Source organism: Gordonia malaquae, assembly GCF_037148075.1.
In the GTDB taxonomy this organism is placed as follows: Bacteria; Actinomycetota; Actinomycetes; order Mycobacteriales; family Mycobacteriaceae; genus Gordonia; species Gordonia malaquae.
In genome coordinates this window covers 528,428-546,975 of sequence record NZ_JBBCUB010000001.1, presented here as the reverse complement: position 1 = coordinate 546,975, position 18,548 = coordinate 528,428, and the positions used below count along the sequence as shown (strand labels likewise).

18 protein-coding genes are annotated in these 18,548 nt (G+C 66.8%); 4 read left to right on the top strand and 14 right to left on the bottom strand.

The genetic code is table 11. The features are described from left to right. Genes WFK36_RS02610 through WFK36_RS02600 form a run of 3 tightly spaced genes read left to right on the top strand, consistent with a single transcriptional unit; the run spans position 1 to position 1,209 of the window. Positions 1-585 (top strand): TetR/AcrR family transcriptional regulator, encoded by a 585-nt coding sequence (locus WFK36_RS02610; protein WP_336789421.1) that lies wholly within the window; start codon positions 1-3, stop codon positions 583-585. Between the two features lie 4 nt (positions 586-589). Beyond that, positions 590-823, top strand: a complete 234-nt coding sequence (locus tag WFK36_RS02605; protein WP_336789419.1) for a FitA-like ribbon-helix-helix domain-containing protein — start codon at positions 590-592, stop codon at positions 821-823. Then, positions 820-1,209, top strand: a complete 390-nt coding sequence (locus WFK36_RS02600) for a type II toxin-antitoxin system VapC family toxin (protein WP_336789417.1) — start codon at positions 820-822, stop codon at positions 1,207-1,209. The genes WFK36_RS02605 and WFK36_RS02600 overlap by 4 nt, the downstream gene beginning before the upstream one ends. Here the strand turns inward: WFK36_RS02600 and WFK36_RS02595 are convergent. The 14 genes from WFK36_RS02595 to mtrA form a co-directional block, all read right to left on the bottom strand. After that, entirely contained in the window at positions 1,199-2,404 is a 1,206-nt protein-coding gene (locus tag WFK36_RS02595; RefSeq protein ID WP_008375882.1) for a fatty acid desaturase family protein, read from the bottom strand. The genes WFK36_RS02600 and WFK36_RS02595 overlap by 11 nt on opposite strands. Before the next feature lie 9 nt (positions 2,405-2,413). Beyond that, complete coding sequence (locus WFK36_RS02590) at positions 2,414-3,676, bottom strand: fatty acid desaturase family protein (RefSeq protein ID WP_008375883.1); 1,263 nt, start codon at positions 3,674-3,676, stop codon at positions 2,414-2,416. A 73-nt stretch (positions 3,677-3,749) separates the two neighbouring features. Then, positions 3,750-4,862, bottom strand: coding sequence for a ferredoxin reductase (locus tag WFK36_RS02585; RefSeq protein ID WP_336789413.1), 1,113 nt, complete (start codon positions 4,860-4,862; stop codon positions 3,750-3,752). A gap of 90 nt (positions 4,863-4,952) precedes the next feature. Then, positions 4,953-5,546 (bottom strand): mycothiol transferase, encoded by a 594-nt coding sequence (locus WFK36_RS02580; RefSeq protein ID WP_336789411.1) that lies wholly within the window; start codon positions 5,544-5,546, stop codon positions 4,953-4,955. A gap of 83 nt (positions 5,547-5,629) precedes the next feature. Next, a complete protein-coding gene (locus WFK36_RS02575; RefSeq protein ID WP_008375886.1) occupies positions 5,630-6,133 on the bottom strand; it encodes a DUF6912 family protein in 504 nt (167 codons plus the stop codon). 12 nt (positions 6,134-6,145) lie between these two features. After that, positions 6,146-7,570: a wax ester/triacylglycerol synthase family O-acyltransferase gene (locus WFK36_RS02570; RefSeq protein WP_336789408.1), complete on the bottom strand. Its 1,425-nt coding sequence runs from the start codon at positions 7,568-7,570 to the stop codon at positions 6,146-6,148. A 23-nt stretch (positions 7,571-7,593) separates the two neighbouring features. Continuing rightward, positions 7,594-8,112 carry an Rv3235 family protein gene (locus WFK36_RS02565; RefSeq protein ID WP_223291405.1) on the bottom strand — a complete coding sequence of 173 codons (519 nt, stop codon included), beginning with the start codon at positions 8,110-8,112 and terminating at the stop codon, positions 7,594-7,596. Beyond that, positions 8,091-9,032 (bottom strand): DUF808 domain-containing protein, encoded by a 942-nt coding sequence (locus WFK36_RS02560; RefSeq protein ID WP_008375889.1) that lies wholly within the window; start codon positions 9,030-9,032, stop codon positions 8,091-8,093. The genes WFK36_RS02565 and WFK36_RS02560 overlap by 22 nt, the downstream gene beginning before the upstream one ends. Before the next feature lie 57 nt (positions 9,033-9,089). Continuing rightward, positions 9,090-11,840 (bottom strand): preprotein translocase subunit SecA, encoded by a 2,751-nt coding sequence (secA, locus tag WFK36_RS02555; protein WP_336789404.1) that lies wholly within the window; start codon positions 11,838-11,840, stop codon positions 9,090-9,092. A gap of 177 nt (positions 11,841-12,017) precedes the next feature. Beyond that, a complete protein-coding gene (hpf, locus tag WFK36_RS02550) occupies positions 12,018-12,752 on the bottom strand; it encodes a ribosome hibernation-promoting factor, HPF/YfiA family (RefSeq protein WP_336789402.1) in 735 nt (244 codons plus the stop codon). Positions 12,753-12,973: 221 nt separating this feature from the next. Beyond that, positions 12,974-13,666, bottom strand: a complete 693-nt coding sequence (locus WFK36_RS02545) for a ComF family protein (RefSeq protein ID WP_336789400.1) — start codon at positions 13,664-13,666, stop codon at positions 12,974-12,976. Positions 13,667-13,730: 64 nt separating this feature from the next. Continuing rightward, the gene (locus WFK36_RS02540; protein ID WP_336789398.1) at positions 13,731-15,458 is read right to left on the bottom strand and encodes an LpqB family beta-propeller domain-containing protein; all 1,728 of its coding nucleotides are present in this window, start codon (positions 15,456-15,458) and stop codon (positions 13,731-13,733) included. Further along, positions 15,455-17,065 (bottom strand): MtrAB system histidine kinase MtrB, encoded by a 1,611-nt coding sequence (gene mtrB, locus WFK36_RS02535; RefSeq protein WP_336789396.1) that lies wholly within the window; start codon positions 17,063-17,065, stop codon positions 15,455-15,457. The genes WFK36_RS02540 and mtrB overlap by 4 nt, the downstream gene beginning before the upstream one ends. After that, positions 17,062-17,739, bottom strand: a complete 678-nt coding sequence (mtrA, locus tag WFK36_RS02530; protein WP_419717301.1) for an MtrAB system response regulator MtrA — start codon at positions 17,737-17,739, stop codon at positions 17,062-17,064. The genes mtrB and mtrA overlap by 4 nt, the downstream gene beginning before the upstream one ends. A 111-nt stretch (positions 17,740-17,850) precedes the next feature. Here mtrA and WFK36_RS02525 point away from each other — a divergent pair, with 111 nt between their 5' ends. Beyond that, a complete protein-coding gene (locus tag WFK36_RS02525) occupies positions 17,851-18,486 on the top strand; it encodes a dTMP kinase (RefSeq protein WP_336789391.1) in 636 nt (211 codons plus the stop codon). Positions 18,487-18,548: the final 62 nt, after the last annotated feature.

Here is an 18,548-nt window from a genome sequence, read left to right as displayed (position 1 = left end):
ATGACAGACAACCGCATGCGAATCCTCGAAGCGCTCGCCGCCGAAGTCGAGGAGAGCGGCTACTCCGCGACAACCGTCGCCGACATCGTTCGTCGGGCACGGGTCTCACGTCGGACGTTCTACGAGAGCTTCCCGGATCGCGATTCCTGCTATCTCGCCCTCGCCGATCACATCAACACGACGATGGTCGATGCGGTCGGAGCCGCATTCGACGCGGTGGCCGACGCTCCGCTCGACGACCGGGTGGAACGCGCGCTGCGAACCTTCGTCACGGTCGCGGCTGCCGCACCAGGAATCACTCTGTCCTTGCACCGCGAGCTTCCGGCACTCGGCGCAGCCGGGATGCGTCAGCGGCGCGAAATGCTCACGCGGTTCGCCGACCTAGTCACATCGCACATCGACGGCGAATCCGCTACTCCGATCGCCGCGATGTTCCTCGTCTCCGGCTTCAACGAGGTGATCGCCTCCGCGATCGAGGACGGGACCGACCCCGCCGCCGCGCTTCCCGCGCTCCGCCGACTCGTCCTCGCGTCACTCGACGCGGACGTAGACGACTCCAGTTCGTCAGCAGCGCCGCTAGAATAGCGGCATGACCACTATCACGATCCGCAACGTGCCTGACGAGGTCCGCAACGAACTCGCCGCCCGCGCCGCGAGGGCCGGGCAGTCACTGCAGGAGTTCATGCTGAAAGAGGTCGAGAAGCTCGCAGAGCGTCCCTCGATGGAGGACCTCTTGAGTAAGGTCCGTGAACGCAAACGGGCCCAGCCTGCGACGACGTCGACCGAGAGAATCCTCGCGGACCTCGACGCCGACCGCCGATGATCGTCGTCGACAGCTCGGTGATCGTCGCCGCGTTGATCCACACCGGACCGGACGCAGACTGGGCAGAGTCGACGCTCCTCAGCGATGCGACGTGCGCGCCGTCGCTTATGCACTACGAGGCGGCCAACGTGATCCGCCGATCCGTCGCTCGCGGCGAGATCGACGCATCAGTCGGTGCCGCGGCCTTCGCAGATCTGCGCGCTCTCCCGCTCGTCACCGTCCCGTTCGACCTCACTGCGGAGCGCAGCTGGGAGCTGCGCGACACGATAACGATGTACGACGGAGCGTATGTCGCCGCGGCCGAAATCCTGAATGCACCGCTCTACACGCTCGACCGCCGCCTCGCGAACGCGCCTGGACCCCGCTGCCCGATCCTCACGCCTTAGCGGCGCGACGACGTTCCTTGAGGGTCGCGATCGCGGTCCGCAGACCGCGAGCACGAGGCTGAATCGAGTCGAAACGACGCTCGGACGCCGTCTCCGGAGCGTCGTCGGTGGTCGCGGTGAGCATCCAGTCGGGCAAGGCCAGCTTGTTGATCGTGCGCAGCGTCCGCAGGTACTGCATGGTGAACGACCCGGTGTTGTACGGGAGGTCGTACTTGTCGCAGAGTTCGCGGACTCGCACCGACATGTCGGCGTATCGGTTGCTCGGCAGATCCGGGAACAAGTGGTGCTCGATCTGGTACGACAGGTTGCCGCTCATGAACGCCAGCGCCGGCCCTGCCTCGAAGTTCGCACTGCCGAGCATCTGCCGCAGGTACCACTGTCCCTGCGTCTCGTTCTCCAACGTCTCCATCGTGAACTTCTCGGCTCCGTCGGGGAAATGACCACAGAAGATCACGACGTACGCCCACAGGTTCCGAATGAAGTTCGCGGCGAGATTCGCCTTCAACGTGTGCACGAAGTTCGGGCCCGACGCCGCGGGGAACAGCACGTAGTCCTTGGCCATCTGGCGACCGGCCTTGTGCACGAACTTGCGGATCTCCGGACGCGCGGTCTCCATCGGCTTGCGGCCGGCGATGACCTCCTTGAGCTCGAGGTCATGGAGGGCGATGCCCCACTCGAAGGTCGTGGCCAGCATGATGTTGAAGAACGGCTGGAACGCGCGACGCGGCTCCCACGGCTCGTCACGGGTCACGCGCAGGATCTTGTAGCCCACGTCGTGATCCATGCCGAGGACGTTCGTGTACTTGTGGTGAATGTAGTTGTGCGAGTGCTTCCAATGCGGCGACGCGCACACCATGTCCCACTCCCACGTCGTGGAGTGCACCTCGGGATCGTTCATCCAGTCCCACTGGCCGTGCATCACGTTGTGCCCGAGTTCCATGTTCTCGATGATCTTGGCCGCCGACAGCGCGCCGGTGCCGAGCCACCACAGTGACCGACGGTGACTTCCGAGAAGCGCGACTCGCCCGAGGAACTCCAACCCGCGCTGGGCCGCAATCGTGCGTCGCAGGTAGCGCGCGTCGCGCTCGCCGAGACTCGATTCCACCTCCCGGCGCAGAGCGTCGAGTTCCGCGCCGAGCGCCTCGACGTCCGCGTCGGTCAGGTGTGCATACTCATTGATATCCGAGATCGCCATCAGGCCCCATTATGCGCTGGTACGGTCCTTGCGGCGCGCGCGGCTGTCCACGATCGCCGTCTTGAGTCCACGACGTCGTCCTGTCGCCTCATCGATGGACGACACCAGTCGAGGCTGACCGTCCGCCCGGAACCGGCGCTCCGACGCAGTCTCCGGCGCATCGTCGCTGGTAGCGGAAAGATACTTGTTCGGGAGCGACAGCTTCGCGATCGTTCGCCACGATTTCGCGTACTGAACCGGGAACGAGCCCGTCGTGTACGGGAGGTCGTACTCGGCACAGATCGCCTGCACTCGAACGGAGATCTCCGCGAGCCGGTTGCTCGGCAGGTCCGGGAACAGGTGGTGCTCGATCTGGTACGACAGGTTTCCGCTCATGAACGCGAGAACCGGACCCGATCGGAAGTTGGCGCTGCCGAGCATCTGCCGCAGGTACCACTGACCCTGCGTCTCGTTGTCCATGTCGGCCTTGGTGAACTTCTCCGCACCGTCCGGGAAGTGACCACAGAAGATGACGGCATTGGTCCACACATTGCGGATGACGTTGGCGAGCAGATTGGCAGTCGCGGTCTTCCGAGCAGCCTCGGGCGAGCGGGTCGCCAGCCCGACGAGCGCCGGGAACAGCACGTAGTCCTTACCCGCCTGTCGACCGATCTTGCGGCCCACGTCGCGCAAGTTCCGCTTGAGCTCGGCCTTGGCCTCGGGCGTCTTGCGCTTCTTGCCGAGTTCGAGGTGCTGCGCGGCCACACCGTATTCGAAGAACAGCGCCAACGCCGTGTTGTACACGAGGTTGCCCAGGTAGAACGGCCGCCACCGCTGGTCGCGCGTCACGCGGAGGAGACCGTAGCCCACGTCGTCGTCCATGCCGAGCACGTTCGTGTACTTGTGGTGCACAAAGTTGTGCGTGTGCTTCCAATGGGCACTGGGGCCCGTGTTGTCCCACTCCCACGAGGTCGAGTGGACCTCCGGGTCGTTCATCCAGTCCCACTGGCCGTGCATCACGTTGTGGCCGAGTTCCATATTCTCGACGATCTTCGCAACGCCGAGGGTCGCGGCGCCGGCCCACCACAGCGAACGCTTGCGGGCGCCGACCGTGAGGAGGCGTCCGGTGAACTCGAGACCACGCTGGAAACGGATCGTGTTGCGCAGGTAGCGCGCGTCGCGTTCACCGCGGTCGGCTTCGATGTCGGCGCGAATGGCGTCGAGTTCGGCCTGCAGCGCCTCCACGTCGGCGTCGGTCAGGTGCGCGTACTCGGGTACGTCGGCGATGGCCACGGCAACTCCTCTCGTGATGGAAACTAACTTACGCAATCGTAGGTTACGCGTGCGTAAGTTGTCCAGTGACGTGTCACACGTCGAGCGTGCAGTCCCCCGCGGCCGCACTCACGCACGTCTGAATCCGTTCCCCTTCAACGTGTTCCACACCAGTACGGAGGTCGCGAACACATCCCTTGTCGAGCATCACGACACAGCTCTGGCAGATTCCCATTCGACAGCCGAACGGCATCAGCACGCCCGCCTCTTCGCCCGCCTCGAGCAGAGTCGACGCGCCGTCGACCTCGATCGTCTTGTCACCACGCCCGAAGGTGACAGTGCCGCCCTGCGCGCCCGCGGCGCCGCGTTCCAGCGCGAAGCGCTCCACGTGCAGTCGGTCCTCGCGGCCACCGTCGTGGAAGAGTCCGGTCAGCATGTCGACGAATCCACTCGGCCCGCACGCCCACGTCTGACGCTCCGCCCAGTCCGGCACCAGATCGTCGAATGTGGACGCGTCCACGCGCCCGTCGGTCCGGGTCAGTCGGAGCTTCAGGTCGATGAGCCCGGCGTCGGCGTAGCCGCGGAGTTCATCGGCGAACAAGACGTCCGACTCTTCCGGCGCCGAATGCACCAGCACCGCGTCCACCCGCTGACCACGACGGGCGATCGTCCGGAGCATCGAGATGATCGGGGTGATGCCACTGCCGGCCGTCGCGAAGAGCAGCTTCTCCGGGAGCGGGTCGGGCAGGACGAATTCACCGGCCGGAGCGGCGAGCCGGACCACCGTGCCCGGCGTCAGACCGCTCACGAGATGCGACGACAGGAAGCCCTCCGGCATCGCCTTGACGGTGATCGCCACTGTGCGGTCGGCCACCGAGCTGTCCGGCTCCGAGGTGAGCGAGTACGACCGCCACGCCCAACGACCGCCCTTCTGCACGCCGATCCCGATGTATTGCCCCGGGTGATAGTCGAACGAGAAGCCCCAGCCGGGAGCGATCACGATCGTCGCGCTGTCCGAGGTCACCGGCGTCACGGAGACCACGCGGCCGCGCAGCTCGCGGGCCGACCACAGCGGATTCACCAGGTGGAGATAGTCGTCCGGCAGCAGCGGCGTGGTCACGCGCGCAACCGCGGCCCGCACCCAGTTCCCGCCTTTTCCGCCCGCGACTCCCGCGACCGGTGCCTCGAAACGTTCCCGCCAGCCCATGTTCGTCTCCTCTACCGGTTCCGGTCCCCCGGAACTCCTAACTTACGCTCCCGTAGGTTAGCGGTTCGACGCCCAGAGGGCGAACGGACGTCACGACAGCAGCGTTCCGGGCGCTGCATGGAATGGAGCGAAGAAGTCGTTGGCCGGAGCACCGGCCAGCGACAGCACCAGCCCGGGAACCGGTTGGCCGTCGATCTGCTCGCGGATTATATCGGCGTGGCCTGCGTGGCGCGCGTACTCCTCCACCTGGTGCGCCAGGTAGTACCGGACCTTGATCGGACGAGCGTCGAAGACCCCGTCCCACGGCGCGGGCGGCTCGACCGAGTCCGCATCGGGGTCTACGCTGCGGACGACGTCGAGGTACTCCGCTCGCGTCGCGTCGAAACGAGCGATCACGCCGGACGCCGACTCGCCGTCGGCCGCGGTGAAGCTCCCCAGGTAGGCGGCGAATCCAGCTTCGTCGAGGGCGTAGTCACTCGGACCCGACGTGAGTCGGTTCACCCCGCCGCGCATGCCGTACTCGGCGTGCTTGATGATTCCCGCCACCGAGAGAGCACTCCGGCACGGCGTCGCCCAGGCCTGCTCTTCGGTGAGACCGAAAGCCGCTGCACGGATGGCGTCGAGTTGCTGATCGATGTAGTTGGCCAGTCCGGTGATCTCGTTGTCCTGAGCGGGTGCATACATGGCGTCCTCCTGAGTTGTGGTGACCCCTGTTGAGGTTCCCACTCAGTGTGACGAACTATGCGGTCAGTTTCTGTCCGCTTCTGTCAGAGGAGTTCAAGGAGGAACGGAAGTTCCTGTGTCGCGTACCAACCGAGGTCGTGGTCTTCAACGTCTCCGATCGTCAGTTCCGCGTCCTCGTCGCCAAGATCGGCCGCGTCGACGGCGGCGACCGCGGCGACAACTGCGGGCTCAGCTGCGGCACCGTCGATGTGCACGGCGACGATGTCGCCGACGGCGACAGGCGCCGACAAGCGAACAACGGCGTCGTCGAGGTCCGGCCGCACGGTGGCGTCCGCGTCGGCGACCACCACGACGCGACGCGCGGGCAGCGGCGCATCACCGGTGTCCTCCGACGACAGCAGTCGCAGCGACGCGCGAGCCGCTTCGCGGAGCGCGACTTCGCCGAGCTCTTCGTCGTCGCCGGACGTGTAGGCCTCCCGCAGTGACGGCGTCACCGCGAAGCCGGTTCCGCCGACCGGCGTGAACCCGTCGTCACCCGCGGTCAGGTCCACGATCATGGCCAGCGTCGCCGGCAGATACACCCGCATCGGTACTCCTCATCAATCCTGGGGAAGGCCGCTGGTCAGCAGCTCGTCGAGCGATTCAGCGGTGTAGCCTGCCATCGCAGGAAGATCGGACACCACCGCGCGGTCGGCGACGAAGCCGAACTGCACCGCCCCACCGTACTCATTGACACTGATCGCCATCGCGCGCTGCGCCGCGAGGGTCGGGATCGTGTAGATCTCCTCCACCGGGTGACCGGCGAGATAACGCTGCGACACCGAGTCGCTCATGGAGATCGGAACGTTGTACGTCCGCTGAAAGATCTGAGAGAACGCCCGCGTCGAGAAATCGGCGAACGGCACCATCCCCAGCTCGGGGAGCAACGGCTTCATCTCCGGTGCGAGTCTGCGTGTGGAGCCCGAGTAGCGGTCGGCGAGCCCGGCCACCTGCATGAGCCGGACAGCGGGAGAGTCCTCGCCGATCGGGAGATCGGTGACGAACTCAGGCTCGTACTCGGGGACCCAGTGCCCCGGGCCGGTCGTGGCGACGTCCGCTTCTCGCGCCCGAAGCGGAACGATCACCCGGATCGTCTCGCCGTGCGTCACAGTGTCTTTCGTCGACAACGTCCATCTGCGCAGGACGCCGGCGAGCACCGCGAGCACGACGTCGTTGAACGTGCAGTCGAACCGGGTCGCGATCTTCATGCAGTCTCGGCGCGAGACCTGCGCGCACGCGAACAGCCGCGACGACGTCGTCACCGAGTTCAACGGGCTGTCGGGCGCAGTGTTGACGACCTGTTGGACGGTGGACGCCACGAATCGAGCGGATCTGTCGGCGACCGACCAGATGTCGGCCACTGGGCCGTTGCCGCGGAGCAGGGAGTCGACGAGTTCACCGGGGCGCGCCATCGCGTCGGCGAGGGCGCCGACAGTCATGGATGCCTGACCGGGCGGCGACCCCGGCATCCACAGGTCTTCGGCCAGTTCCGGCGGCACGACGCCCGTGTCGCAGACGACCTCTCCGATCTCCCGATTCGCCTCCCCCGCGACCAGGCAGCGATGCGACTTCGTGAGCACCGCGACGCGCCCGCCCGACAGCCCCTCGATCAGGTACATCTCCCACAACGGCCGCTCCCGGCCGAGCGGACGCGACATGATCCGCGCGATCAGCTCCTGAAGCTGTCCCATCGAACCGGGGTTCGGCAGTGCCGAGAGTCGAACGTGAAAGTTGACGTCGAAGTCCGGGTCGTCCACCCACAGCGGCCGCCCAAGCCCGAGCGCGACCTCTTTGACGACCTGTCGGTAGCGCGGCATCAATTGGAGCCTGCGCTCCACGAGCGACACCAGGGAATGGTAGTTGAGCCGAGCTCCATCGGCCGCCGCCGACGGATCGACCACCAGCAGCGAACCCATGTGCGCGCTGGTCCCCGACCCGTCGAGGAAGTAGTACATCGCGTCTTCCGCCGACAGTCGTTTCACCATGATGCGATTGAGTGTAGCGAGCCTCAGATCAGGCCGAATTCGGTGAGCACCCAATGCACTTCGGGACGACGCATCCGTCCGGGCAGCAGCAGCGGCCGAAGCTCCACCCGGCCGGCGACGGCGTGCATCCGACCGCCGCGTTCCACGGTCCCGAAGAACTCGGCGGCTCGTGCGGACCGCATCTGCAGGTGCACACGTCGGAGTCGAACCGCCACACCACGGGCAGGGGCCCGCGCCGTCTGCGCCTCCCGCTTCTTGAGCGCGACGGCGACCTGCCCGAACACCTCCGCCGACACGGTTGCCGAGACGTGCTCGCACGGCCGCCGACCGTCGAGCACCTCGAGTATGCGCTGGACCGCACCGATCACTGCCACACGGGCCGATTGCGCGACCTGGGCGGGCGTCGCCGTGGCACTCGGCCCCGACGACTCCGGGGCGGGCCGCAACTCGATGGTGTTCATACAAGGTTGGACGCACGACACGCCGTGCAGAGTTCCGCGACGCGCCGCGGCAAGACCGGTCAGTGCGCGGTACGACGCCACGGCCACGGGATGCCGTGGACAACGGCGACCACGAGGCCGCCCCAGACGACACCGAAGATCGCCGACGACGCGGTGTTCGCGATCCATCCGATCACGCTCCCGATCGCCGGAATCAGATCGTGGAACCACACTTCGATGTGATGGACGATGCCGTACGGCGACGTCCAGCCGAGCTCATCGGCGCCGACCAGGACGATGTGGCCGCCCACCCAGCACATCGCGACGATGCCGACCGCGCTCAACGTCGACAGCACGACGGGCATCGCCCGGACGAGGCCGCGCCCGGTGGCGGCGACCGCTGAGGTCTCCCGCTTGGCGAGGGCGAGGCCGACGTCGTCCATCTTCACGATCACGCCGACGACGCCGTAGACGAGGATCGTGATGAGGATCGCGACCACAGCGAGGACGACGGTGCGCATCACGAACGGCTCATCGGACACCTCGTTGAGGGCGATGACCATGATCTCGGCCGACAGGATGAAGTCGGTTCGGATCGCACCGCTGACCACGGTCTTCTCCTGATCGGCGCCGACTTCGTCGGTGGTCGACTCGGCTTTGCCGTGACCGGAGACGAGCTCCCAGATCTTCTCGGCCCCCTCGTAGCAGAGGTATGTTCCGCCGAGCATCAGGATCGGAGTGAGCAGCCACGGGACGAACTGACTGAGGATCAGCGCGACCGGCAGGATGATCAGCAGTTTGTTGCGGAGCGAACCCTTGGCGATCTTGCCGATGATCGGCAGTTCACGCGACGGCCGGACACCGTGCACGTAACGCGGTGTGACCGCGGTGTCGTCCACGACGACACCGACCGCCTTCGCGCTCGCCTTGCCGGTTGCCGCCGCGACGTCGTCGACCGATGCCGCCGCCATCTTCGCCAACACCGCGATGTCGTCCAGCAGTGCGGCCAGTCCTCCACTCATGCACTAACAGTAATGCCCGGCAGCGGACATCCGCTGCCGGGCATCACCTGACATTCGTTACTTGCGACGACGACCGCGGCGCTCGGCCTCACGACGCTCGCGGCGGCTGCCCGCGGCGGGCGTCGAAGGAGCGGCCGGTGCGGGCGCCGCACCGGCGAGTTCCTGTGCCTGCGACAGGATCTCGGCGACACCGTCCTCGCCCGGACCGCTGAAGGTGCGAGCCTCCTCGTCGTCGGCGTCGTCTCCGCCGCCGAATCCGGACAGCATGTCGCTGACCGATGTTCCGAGGGCCGGCGCAGGCGCCTGCAGTTCCACCCGGGCGTTGAAGAGGATCGAGACCGTCTCCTCCTTCATCGCGTCGAGCATCGCGGTGAACATGTCGTAGCCTTCGCGCTGGTACTCGACCACCGGGTCGCGCTGCGCCATCGACCGCAGGTGGATGCCCTCGCGGAGATAGTCCATCTCATAGAGGTGATCGCGCCACTTGCGGTCGAGGACCGACAGCAGCACCGAACGCTCGAGGTCGGCCATGCCGGAGTCGCCTGCGACGCCCACGATCTCCTCGACGCGCTTGTCGTAGGCGGCGAGCGCGTCGTCGACGAGCTTTTCACGCAGTTCGTCGCGCGAGATGTCGTCGCGGTCGCCTTCGTCGGTCTCGCCGACGACGTCCTTGTAATCGAGCGTGATCGGGTACAGCTCCTTGAGCGCCGTCCACAGGGTCTCGAGATCCCAGTCCTCGGCGTATCCTTCGGCCGTCGCACCGTCGGCGTACGCGCCGACGACGTCACCGACCATCGTGCGGATCTGTTCGCGGTGCTCCTCGCCCTCGAGGATCTCACGGCGCTCACCGTAGATCACCTTGCGCTGCGAGTTCATGACCTCGTCGTACTTGAGGACGTTCTTGCGGATCTCGAAGTTCTGCTCCTCGACCTGCGTCTGAGCGCTGCGGATGGCTCGGGTGACCATCTTCGCCTCGATCGGCACGTCTTCGGGCAGGTTGACGCGGTTCATGATGGTCTCGAGCGCGGCGCCGTTGAAGCGACGCATGAGCTCGTCGCCGAGTGACAGGTAGAAGCGGGACTCGCCCGGGTCGCCCTGGCGGCCGGAACGCCCACGCAGCTGGTTGTCGATACGGCGCGACTCATGGCGCTCCGTGCCGAGCACGTACAGGCCGCCTGCCTCACGCACCTCGTCGGCCTCCGACGCCGCGGCCTTGCGGGCGATGTCGATCGCCTCGTCCCACGCCGCCTCGTACTCCTCCGGCGTGGTGACAGGATCGAGTCCGGCCTTGCGCAGGCGCGTGTCGGCGATGACGTCCGGGTTGCCGCCGAGAACGACGTCTGTGCCTCGACCCGCCATGTTCGTCGCGACCGTGACGGCGTTCAGGCGGCCCGCCTCGGCGACGATCTGCGCTTCCTGCTCGTGGAACTTGGCGTTCAGGACCGAATGGTCGACCCCCGCTTCGGCGAGTTTGCGCGACAGGTACTCGGACCGCTCGACGCTCGTCGTGCCGATCAGCACGGGCTGGCCTTCGCGGTGGCGTTCGACGACGTCGTCGACGACGGCGGCGAACTTGGCCTCTTCGGTCTTGTAGATGAGGTCCGCGCGGTCCTTGCGGGCCATCACGCGGTTCGTCGGGATCGTCACCACGCCCAGCTTGTAGATCTGCTGGAACTCGGCGGCCTCGGTCTCGGCGGTACCGGTCATGCCGGACAGAGTGTCGTACAGGCGGAAGTAGTTCTGCAGCGTGATCGTGGCGAGGGTCTGGTTCTCGGCCTTGATCTCCACGCCCTCCTTCGCCTCGATCGCCTGGTGCAGTCCTTCGTTGAAGCGGCGGCCGTCGAGGACACGTCCGGTGAACTCGTCGACGATCATCACGTCGCCGTTGCGGACGATGTAGTCCTTGTCGCGGTGGAAGAGTTCCTTCACCTTGATCGCGTTGTTCAGGTAGCCGACGAGTTGCGAGTTCTCGGGCTCGTAGAGATTGTCGATGCCGAGACGGTCTTCGACGAATGCGACACCCGCCTCGTGGACGCCGACGGTCTTCTTCTTGATGTCCACCTCGTAGTGGACGTCCTTCTCCAGCAGCGGCGCGATGCGCGCGAACTCGCCGTACCACTTGCTCGACGAGTCGGCGGGGCCGGAGATGATGAGCGGCGTACGCGCTTCGTCGACGAGGATCGAGTCGACCTCGTCGACGACGGCGAAATTGTGCCCACGCTGCACGAGGTCGTCGAGCGAGTGCGCCATGTTGTCGCGCAGGTAGTCGAAGCCGAACTCGTTGTTGGTGCCGTAGGTGATGTCGGCGGCGTACGCCACCCGACGCTGGTCGGGTGACATCCCGGTGAGGATGACGGCCGTCTCGAGACCGAGGAAGCGGTGCACGCGGCCCATCCACTCGGCGTCGCGCTTGGCGAGGTAGTCGTTGACGGTGACGACGTGGACGCCCTTGCCCGACAGTGCGTTCAGGTAGGCCGGCAGCACACAGGTGAGGGTTTTTCCCTCACCGGTCTTCATCTCGGCGATGTTGCCGAAGTGCAGCGCCGCGCCACCCATGATCTGCACGTGGAAGTGCTTCTGGTCCAGGACACGCCAGGCCGCCTCGCGGGCCACTGCGAAGGCTTCGAGCAGAAGGTCGTCGAGAGTCTCGCCCTTCTCCAGTCGCCCGCGGAACTCCTCGGTCTTGCCGCGCAGTTCGTCATCGCTGAGGGCTTCCATCTCGTCGGAGAGCGCTTCCACGCTCGTCGCGTACGAATCCAGTCGCTTGACCAGACGGCCTTCGCCGAGTCGGAGCAGCTTGTTGAGCAACGGTAATCCTCTTGATAGGCGGTCGAGTTCTCCGTCGGTCCCACCCGCCGTCGGACGGTGGACCGGACAGACCTGGTCCCATGATACGCAGCGGACACCCGAAGGCATGGCACACGTCACCGGAACAGCACACTGCCGCCCCCACCTGTCGGCGGGGGCGGCAGTGTGAGGCGCGGTTTACGCGAGCCGGATGAGGCCGTAGTCGAAGGCGTGACGACGGTAGACCACCGACGCCTTGTCGGTCTCGGAGTCGTGGAACAGGAAGAAATCGTGTCCGACGAGTTCCATCTCGTAGAGTGCGTCGTCCACGCTCATCGGGACGGCGGGGTGATCCTTGACGCGGACCACCTGCCCCGGCTGGTGGCCGTCGAGTCCGTCGTCCCACGGATCGGCGCCGTTCACCGTCGTCACCTCGGGCAACGGCGGCAATGCGTCTGCGGTGGCCTCGGCGAGCGAGGTGGCGCGACGCTGTCCGTCCTTGCGGACCTGCTTGCGCCGCTTGGAGCGACGCAGTCGCTTGTGGAGTTTGTCGAAGGCGAGTTCGGTCGCGGCGTAGAAGTTCTCACCGCTGCCCTGTGCGCGGACGATCGGTCCGCGTCCGATGCCTGTGACTTCCACGACCTGACTCTGCTTGGCCTGGCGCCGGTTCGGTTCGTGGAAGAGGACGACGTCGAACCGGTAGATCGAGTCGTCGAAATGTTCGAGGCGGGAGAGTTTGTCGCCGAGGTAACTGCGGAAGTGATCGGGAATCTCCACGTTCCTGCCGTTCCAGGAGACATCGGCTCGAGGCTCGGCGAGTTCGCCTGCGTCGGTGGAGTTCGCCGGCGGCGTGAAGGCGGCCGCCAGCTCTTCTCGACTCTGAGGTTCCGGGCCCTTGGGCTCGCGCTGACCTTTGCGGTGAACAACCGTCATATCGTGTTCCTCCTCAGATAGCTCCCATCGGACCAGCGCCCGAGATGGGATACCAATTCGCTTGGCGCACTGCAGGATTCGCTGCGTGAAACCCGTGCGCGCGGCAGTGTCGCTGTTATGTCAGCGAGTGTTCACCTCCCGGCATCTCACGTTCATCACTGCCACTTCCGAAGGTATCCGCAAACTCCGCGCCCGGCCACGTTTTAGCCGAACGTCGGCCCTTATGCACTCGCCAAGACGACAACGGCGGCCACGTGGACTCCGGCACGACGCAGCACACGGACCGCCGCGGCCGCAGTCGCTCCGGTGGTGAGGACGTCGTCCACGAGCACCGTGACCGTTCGCCCCTCTCGCATGGCCCGCGGCGGTCGGCCGGTCAGGGTCACCGCACCCGCGAGATTGGACGACCGCGCCCCGGCACTCAGCCCCGCGGAATCGCGAGTGAAGTGGCCGCTGCGAAGCAGTGCGGTCACATGCACGCGGTCGCCGAGGCGACTCACCGCGCTCTCCGCGGTGAGGGTGACCGGGTCTCCGCCGCGCCGACGGGCCGACGCGGCCCGGGTCGGTGCGGGCACCAACACCAGTGCACCGCTCCCGGAGAGCTCGCCCCAGTCGGCGAGCACGATCAGCGCGGACGCGAGGGCGTCGCCGAGTATCGGCGCGAGGTCGCGCCTGCCGTGCTCTTTGAGCGCGAGGATCGCGGCGCGGAGCGGGCCGTCGTACCGACCGACAGACCATGCCGGGACATCGAGTTCACACCGCGGGTGCACCGCCCGCGGCGCGTCGACGAGCGCGGCCGCGCAGCGCGGGCACCACTGTGTGCCGGGCCTGCCGCATCCACCGCACACCAGAGGCACAGCGAGATCTCCGACCGCCAGCGCGATCTGCCGCACCCGGCTCGCAGGCCAACCCATCCCTGCAGCATGACCGACCGGACCCGAAATGTCAGGCTCGGTGTCCACAGGCGGGATCGGTCGGTCAGCCCGCGGGAACCACCGGGACCGTGCCCGCCGGGATCGACGTCCCGACGCTCGTCCAGTACTGGTCCGGGCGTGACGAGTCCGTGCCGAGTTGCAGCACCCCCTGGGAGTCCGTGACGAAGACACTGCGGGACGACGCCGCGATCGCGCTCAGCGGAGGCTTCAGATTGCCTCCGACAAGACCTGACGACGCACCGCCCGCGATCGAGATCCGCTTCACCGGCGTGTCGTCGCCGCTGCGGATCACGTACAGCACACTCGACGTGGCCCACGTGACGTCAAGAACGGGAGTGTCGATGTCGATGGCCGCGGGCCGGACCCCGGTCAACGACGGCACACCGCGTTCGTTGGTCGACACCACCGCCAGCATCGGCCTGCCGCCGACGACGAGCGCCACGCGCACTCCGTCGGGCGCCACGTTCATCGACGTGATCTCCCCGGGCGCGGCGTCGGAGACCGCGCGCACATCGATGAGACCAGACCTGGCGACACCGTTGGCGTCGCGTGACCACTGGACCGGTCGACCGTCGACGATCGCGTAGCCGATGGCGCCGCCCGCCCCGAACGACGGTGACGTGATCGTTCTGCCCGAGGTCACGTCCGCCGTCGAGGCACCGTACGGCCCCTCCACCAAGAACTGCTGATCCCCACGTTGAACGACGGCCGTCGTCCGGCTCAGATCGCCGGTGATGGCGGCGAGGCGGACATCGCGCGCCGTGCCGAGCGGCCCCGGAACAGGCACGTAACGCTGTCCCGTCGACCTCACCAACGCTCCATTGCGAATGAGATGCAGCACGGGCTGTGTGGTCTGTTCGGCATCGGGTTCGAAGGACCTGACGTCGGCGGTCCGCCAACCGCCGTCCTGGTCGGCCACGAGAGGCGCACCGTCGGCGTTGATGTTGTACGTGCCACTGATCCCGGCGGCGTCCAGGGTCCACACGATCTGCGCCGCGAGGACCGTCCGGTTGCCGGTGTCCGTGTCGGCGACGTTCCCGAGGTCGACGGTGACCGAGTCCGAGTCGGTCGTGACCGGCGCCGCCAGGGTCGCACCCTTGTCCGCGCCGGTGCCGACGGCGCCTGACAGATCGGGCGACGGGCCGCGCATCAGCAGGGTCACCAGGTCGCTCGCCTGCGGAGTCGGGCCGAACGTCCAGCGAGGATCGGTCACGAGCCGCTTCATCGTGCGGTCGGGGAAGTACAGGTCCGCACGGCGGTAGGCGGTGAGGAACTGGGCGTTGTCGGTGATGACTCCCCGTGGGAGATCGCCGTTGATCCGCCATCCCGACGCCGTTCTGGCCATCGACAGCGGGATCACCATGGTCCCGGACGCCGGCAGGAGCTGACCGGCGGAGCTGAGGGTGCCCACCTGGTCTGCGGTGATGCGGAGACGGACAGCGCTCTCCGTGCGTTCGTCGACCACCACGCTGACGTTGTCGACGATCGTCATGTCGCCCTGGTCGTCCCACTTCGCCGACGTCGCGGCGGTCAGGTACTTCCGGGCGGCCTTGTGTCCCGCGGTCGGATCGGCCATCGCGCGCACGAAATTGCGGGCCAGCGTCTCGGGATCGTCCGACCGTCGGGGCACGGGCGCCGCGTTCAACGGGTCCTTACGGCTGAAGGCCTCGATGGGCTGGGGCGCCGAATCGTCCGGGATCGCCACACAACCCGTCAACAGGGTCGCCAAGACCAGGAGCAACGCCGCGATCCTGCGCCGGCGGGGAATCATCGCTGGACCTCCGGTGACGGTTTCAACGGCAATGGACTGCCGAGAAGTTTGTGTCCGCGGACGAGGGGCAACGTCAATCGGAAGCAGGAGCCGACCCCGGGTTCCCCCCACGCTTCGAGTCTGCCCGCGTGAAGCCTGGCGTCTTCGATGCTGATCGCCAGCCCGAGGCCCGTGCCGCCGGACCGGCGGACCCGCGACGGGTCGGATCGCCAGAACCGGTTGAAGACGAGCTTCTCCTCACCTGGCCGCAGACCGATGCCCTGATCGCGCACGGTGATGGCGACTGCGTCCCCGTCGGAGCGCATCGTGAGAGTGATCGGCTTGTGCTCGCCGTGGTCGATGGCGTTGGCCAGCAGGTTGCGGAGGACTCGTTCGACGCGCCGCGGGTCGATCTCGGCGAACACCGGCTCGGACGGCAGGTTGATGACGAGTTCGGTGCCCGACTCCTTGGCGAGGTGCGTGACGGTGGAGACCGCGCCGTCGATCGGGATGGCCATGTCCATCCGTTCGGCGGCGAGATCGGCCATGCCCGCGTCGTGCCTGGAGATCTCGAGGAGTTCGGTGAGGAGCATCTCGAAGCGTTCCAGCTCTTTCGACATCAGCTCCACGGACCGTCGCTGCATCGGTTCGAAGTCGTCGCGGCTCTCATAGAGGATGTCGGCGGCCATCTGAACGGTGGTCAGCGGGGTGCGCAGTTCGTGGCTGACGTCGCTGGTGAACTGCCGCTGCAACCCGCCGAACTCCTCGAGGTGCGTGATCTGTTTCGACAGGCTCTCGGCCATGTCGTTGAAGCTGACCGCGAGTCGCGCGAACTCGTCGTCGCCGTGCACCGGCATGCGTTCGGCGAGGCGGCCGTCGGCGAACCTGACCGCGATCCGCGATGCCGCGCGCAGCGGTGCGATCACCTGTCTCGACACCAGCCAGGCGATCGCCGCGAGCAGGCCGAGGAGGACCACTCCGCCTGCGAGCAGAGTTCCACGGACCAGGTTGACGGTGTTCTGCTCACCGGACAGCGGGAACACGAGGTACATCTCGAGGCCCTGCATCGGAGTCTCGACGGGTGTGCCGACGACGAGCGCCGGAACGGTCTCGCCGTTCCGCTCGACGGAGGTGTACTGGTACGCGACCTGCCCGCCTCCGACCATCGACTGCAGGCCCTTCGGCACTTCTCGGACCGGACCGACCGACAGTTCGTCGCTCACGGCGCCGTTCTTGCTGACGGTGAGCACGCTGTCGAAGGTGCCGATCCCCGAAGCTCCGGACCCCGACTCGGCATCGCTGTCGGAGAGCAGGGAGCGCGCCCTGGCCATCGCGTTCTGCGGCGACGAGTTGGTGTCGCTCGATGACAGCACCCGTTCGACGATGCCGCGTGCCCGGTCGACCTCTTCGGTGGCCGCGGCCTGCTTCGCGTCCAGGAGTCGGCCGGTGATCTGGCTGATCAGCAGGAACCCGAGGATGAGCAGCACAACGAACGACAACGCGAGGGTCGACACGACGACCCTCAGCTGGAGCGAACGGGACCACAGTGAACCGAACGCGCGGCCGATCGAGCCGGCCGCGCGTTGGGTGCTGATGACGAGCCGGTTCAACCGGCGACGACCGCTCATGGCGGGCCGGCCTTGTAGCCGACTCCTCTCACCGTGAGCACGATCTCGGGCTTCTCCGGGTCGATCTCCACCTTCGCGCGGAGACGCTGAACGTGCACGTTCACCAGGCGGGTGTCGGCCGGATGTCGGTATCCCCACACCTGTTCGAGCAGCACGTCGCGGGTGAACACCTGGCGAGGCTTGCGGGCGAGAGCGACGAGGAGATCAAACTCGAGCGGGGTCAAGGAGATCATCGTGCCGTCGCGGGTCACCTTGTGCGCGGGGACGTCGATCTCGACGGGGCCGATGGACAGGAGTTCCGCGGGCTCGTCTTCCGTGCGCCGGAGTCGAGCGCGGATGCGTGCGACGAGTTCTTTCGGCTTGAACGGCTTCACCATGTAGTCGTCGGCCCCGGACTCGAGGCCGAGGACGACGTCAACGGTGTCCGACTTGGCGGTCAGCATGACGATCGGGACACCGGAGTCGGCCCGCAGGACCCGACAGACGTCGATACCGTTCATGCCGGGCAACATCAGGTCGAGCAGGACGAGGTCGGGGCGCACTTCACGCACCGCGGTCAGCGCCTGCGTCCCGTCACCGACGACAAACGGCTCGAATCCCTCGTTGCGAAGCACAATGGTCAGCATCTCGGCGAGGGCGGCGTCGTCGTCGACGACCAGGACGCGTGGCTTCATGAGGATCAATGGTGTCACCTCCCGCGCCGCCGGTGGGGTTCCGACACGCACCGGCCCGGCCCGGCCCTCGCCTCCGGCACGGGCCGCCGATCGGGTCGTACACTGTGCCGCGTGGGCATTCTGGTGGCGATCGAGGGCTTGGACGGAGCAGGCAAGCAGACGATTGTCGGGCGCATTCACACGGCCGCGCAGGAGCGCGGCGCACGAACGGCGACGTTCACATTCCCCCGATACGGCGAATCGATCACTGCCGACCTCGCCTCCGAAGCCCTGCACGGCGCGCACGGCGACCTGCGGAACAGCGTGTACGCGATGGCGCTGCTGTTCGCTCTCGACCGCGCGGCGGCCGGCGCGGCGTTGAAGGCCGCGTGTCGCGAGCACGACCTGGTCATCTGCGATCGGTACGTCGCGTCGAACGCCGCCTACAGCGCGGCCAGGCTCGGCGAGCAGATCGAGTCGTCCTCCGTCGTCGACTGGGTATCCGATCTCGAATTCGGTCGGTTCCGGGTCCCCGTGCCAGACCACCAACTGTTGCTCGGAGTCCCGCCCGAGGTCGCGATGGCACGCGCCTCCGGCCGGGCCGCGTCCGACGCCGACCGTCCCGTCGACCATTACGAACGTGACGGCGACCTGCAGTCGGCGGTCTATGCGGCCTACACCGATCTCGCGTCCGCGAATTGGATGTCGGACTGGTCGCACGCCGCCGACGACGACGCCGTCGCCGCGGTCATGTCGCTGCTTTCCTGAACGAGGTGTTCAACGACAAACGAGGCACGCATGCGTGCCTCGTTTGTCGTTGAACACCTCGG

Bases quoted from the DNA above. Each gene is read 5' to 3' on its own strand.
- WFK36_RS02580 (WP_336789411.1), bottom strand. From the start codon at position 5,546: ATGTATGCACCCGCTCAGGACAACGAGATCACCGGACTGGCCAACTAC.
- WFK36_RS02575 (WP_008375886.1), bottom strand. From the start codon at position 6,133: ATGCGGGTGTATCTGCCGGCGACGCTGGCCATGATCGTGGACCTGACC.
- WFK36_RS02585 (WP_336789413.1), bottom strand. From the start codon at position 4,862: ATGGGCTGGCGGGAACGTTTCGAGGCACCGGTCGCGGGAGTCGCGGGC.
- hpf (WP_336789402.1), bottom strand. From the start codon at position 12,752: ATGACGGTTGTTCACCGCAAAGGTCAGCGCGAGCCCAAGGGCCCGGAA.
- WFK36_RS02545 (WP_336789400.1), bottom strand. From the start codon at position 13,666: ATGGGTTGGCCTGCGAGCCGGGTGCGGCAGATCGCGCTGGCGGTCGGA.
- WFK36_RS02605 (WP_336789419.1), top strand. From the start codon at position 590: ATGACCACTATCACGATCCGCAACGTGCCTGACGAGGTCCGCAACGAA.
- WFK36_RS02560 (WP_008375889.1), bottom strand. From the start codon at position 9,032: ATGAGTGGAGGACTGGCCGCACTGCTGGACGACATCGCGGTGTTGGCG.
- mtrB (WP_336789396.1), bottom strand. From the start codon at position 17,065: ATGAGCGGTCGTCGCCGGTTGAACCGGCTCGTCATCAGCACCCAACGC.
- WFK36_RS02600 (WP_336789417.1), top strand. From the start codon at position 820: ATGATCGTCGTCGACAGCTCGGTGATCGTCGCCGCGTTGATCCACACC.
- WFK36_RS02570 (WP_336789408.1), bottom strand. From the start codon at position 7,570: ATGGTGAAACGACTGTCGGCGGAAGACGCGATGTACTACTTCCTCGAC.
- WFK36_RS02595 (WP_008375882.1), bottom strand. From the start codon at position 2,404: ATGGCGATCTCGGATATCAATGAGTATGCACACCTGACCGACGCGGAC.
- WFK36_RS02610 (WP_336789421.1), top strand. From the start codon at position 1: ATGACAGACAACCGCATGCGAATCCTCGAAGCGCTCGCCGCCGAAGTC.
- mtrA (WP_419717301.1), bottom strand. From the start codon at position 17,739: ATGAAGCCACGCGTCCTGGTCGTCGACGACGACGCCGCCCTCGCCGAG.
- WFK36_RS02540 (WP_336789398.1), bottom strand. From the start codon at position 15,458: ATGATTCCCCGCCGGCGCAGGATCGCGGCGTTGCTCCTGGTCTTGGCG.